Raw genomic sequence first — 2,476 nt, forward strand, 5'->3', positions numbered from 1 at the left:
CCTCACCGCCGGTCGCGTCACCGCCGGTCGCGCTCCCGGCGTCGGCGGGGCCGGTCGGGGCGTCGGGCTCGTCGGCCGCGGGCCGGGTGTCACCGGCGGCCGGGGGCGGGCCGTCGGGGTGGATGCCGAGTTCGGCGTCGCGGATGGTCTCCACCTCGCGGCGGAACAGCCGGAACCACATGAACGCGGTGAACGCCGCGAAGACGAACCATTCGGCGGTGTACCCGAGGTTCTGGAACGCCTTGATGTCGAGGCCGGTGCCCGAGGGGGCGACCGGCGGCACGGCCGCCATCGGCTCCTCGGCCTCCCGGACGGTCAACCAGGCGTTCTCGACCTCGTACGGCAGCAGGTTGATCAGCGAGGCAGCGCCGATGACGCCGATCTGGCCGCTGGGCAGACCGGTCGGTGCGCTGACGGCGCGCGGCGACTCGGCGGCCTGGAGGATGCCCTCGACGCCGGTCTCCCCCTCCGGCGCGGGGGGCACCGCCGCGGCGTCCGGGGCGCCGGGCAGCCAACCGCGCACCACGGGGACGGCGCGGCTCCCGTCGGACGGCTCCAGCGGCGTGAGGACGTAGAAGCCGGGCTCGCCGTCGAGCGTCCGCCCGGGAACGAGCAGTTCGTGCTCCGCGTCGTAGGTTCCGGTGACGACGGCCGCCTCGCCGACGGTCTCGGTGGTCGGGGGCAGCAGCTGGGCCAGCGGCACCGCCTCGGCGATGCGCGCGGCCTCGACCTGCTGCTGGTTGTCCCGGTGGCCCTCGACCCGGTCCTCGAACCGCCCCAGCTGCCAGCTGCCCATGTACAGGCAGAACGGGATCGCGAGCGCGACGAAGACGTTGATCGCCCACCAGCGCGGGGTCAGCAGAAACCGGTACACGATCCCACGGTACCGGGGCGCCCCTCGCGCCCCTGCCGCCGCCCTCCGGCCGGAGCCGGGCGGCAGCCACCGGGGCGGGGTGTCGGACCGCGGGTCGCAGCAGCGGGTCCCGGGTCCCGACGGCGCGGCAGAGCGGCGGGCGGAGGGGCGCGGGTCAGACGGTCGGGACGAGGACCCCGGTGCGGTGCAGACTGCCGGCGCAGACGCCGACCAACTCGATCTGGGCGGCACGCGGAGTGCCCGAGGCCGGGGTGTAGCGGACGAGAACCCCTTCGGCCTCCGCGCCGCCGGGGCCTCCGGGGCCCGCGCCGGTGTCGTTGCCGGAGCTGCCGGACCCGCCCGGGCCCCCTGAACCACCCGCGCTGCCGCCGGGGCCGTCGGTGGAACCGCCGGAGCCCGACCCGCCGCCGCCCGTCGAGCCGCCGTCGTCCGGTGCCTGCAGGTCCTCGCCGGAGCCGCCACCGGGGTGATCGTCGACGGCGGCGAGGCCGGTCTCGTCCTCGTCGGAGCTGCCGGAGCCGCCGCTCGCCCCGCCGGTGGCGGAGCCGCCGCCGCTGCCGATGTCGGTGGGGAGCGGTTCCGGGTCCGGCACGGAGCAGCCGCCGTCGGGGGCGCTGCGGCTCGGCACCCACGCGAACCGGACCTCGTAGGCCTCGCCGGGCGGCAGCACCAGCTCCTCCACCCAGCGGTCGGGCAGCGGGAGCCCGACGGCGCGGTCACCGGAGGTGCGGAGCACCACCTGGGGCGAGACCGTGCTCGCGGCCGCCGTGTTGCGGACGGCGGTGGCGGTCAGTTCGTCGGTGCCGCGCACCCGGCAGGTGGAGGCAGAGACGTTGGAGACCAGGATCGAGCCGTAGATCACGCCGTCGGAGTCCGGGTCGGCGAGTGCGGTCACGGCGTCGCCGAGCTGGTCGCGGTCGCACCGGGGGTAGGAGCCGGCGGTGCCGGCGCTCTCGTCGGGCCCGGCGCTGTCGGCCTGGCCCGGCTCGATCGGTTCGCCCGTCTCCGGGTCGGTGCCGGGCCCGGCGGTCTCCTCGCCGGCCGACTCCTCGTCGCGCGTGGCGCCGCCGCCTGCGGGCGAGCCGGGGCCGTCGCCGATCTCGGTGGGTTCCAGGGTGGCGCCCTCGGCGGCCCGGTCGCTGCCGGCGCCGACGGTGCGCGTGTTGGTGTCCACGACGGATGCCGCGTGGAGGGTCACCGGCGCGCCCACCGCCAGGACCGCGACCGTGGTCGCGGCCGTCATCAGCCGGCGGCGGCGTCGCCGCCGCGCGGGCACGGCGCGTTGCAGGGCGGCCAGGGACTCGGCGGAGGGCTCGATACCGCGCACGGAGTCGCGCAGCAGCCGTCGCAGGGCCAACTCGTCGTCGAGGCCCGGCGCGAGCGGGGACCCGCCGTCCGCACGCGGGCCGACCGGCTCGGTTCCACCGACCGGGGCGGTGGCGTCGGCCTGGGCGGTGGCTTCGGTCGGCACGGCCCTGCCGACCGCGCACGGGGAGACGGCCGCGATCGGCTGCGGCGCCGTTCGGGCCGACGGACCGGGCTCGGCGGCGTCGGGCTCGCCGGCGTCGGGCTCGCCGGCGTCGGGCTCGCCGGCGTCGGATG

2 protein-coding genes are annotated in these 2,476 nt (G+C 77.7%); both read right to left on the reverse strand.

The window, feature by feature from the left end; translation table 11 throughout:
- A partial coding sequence (locus tag HCN56_RS25125) for an SURF1 family protein (RefSeq protein WP_167974887.1) occupies positions 1 to 874 on the reverse strand: 874 nt, incomplete at its 3' end.
- Positions 875 to 1,028: 154 nt separating this feature from the next.
- Positions 1,029 to 2,476 (reverse strand): hypothetical protein (locus tag HCN56_RS25130; RefSeq protein WP_167974889.1); only part of this gene is annotated, 1,448 nt, incomplete at its 5' end.

Source organism: Streptomyces lonarensis (assembly GCF_012033735.1).
In the GTDB taxonomy this organism is placed as follows: Bacteria; Actinomycetota; Actinomycetes; order Streptomycetales; family Streptomycetaceae; genus Streptomyces; species Streptomyces lonarensis.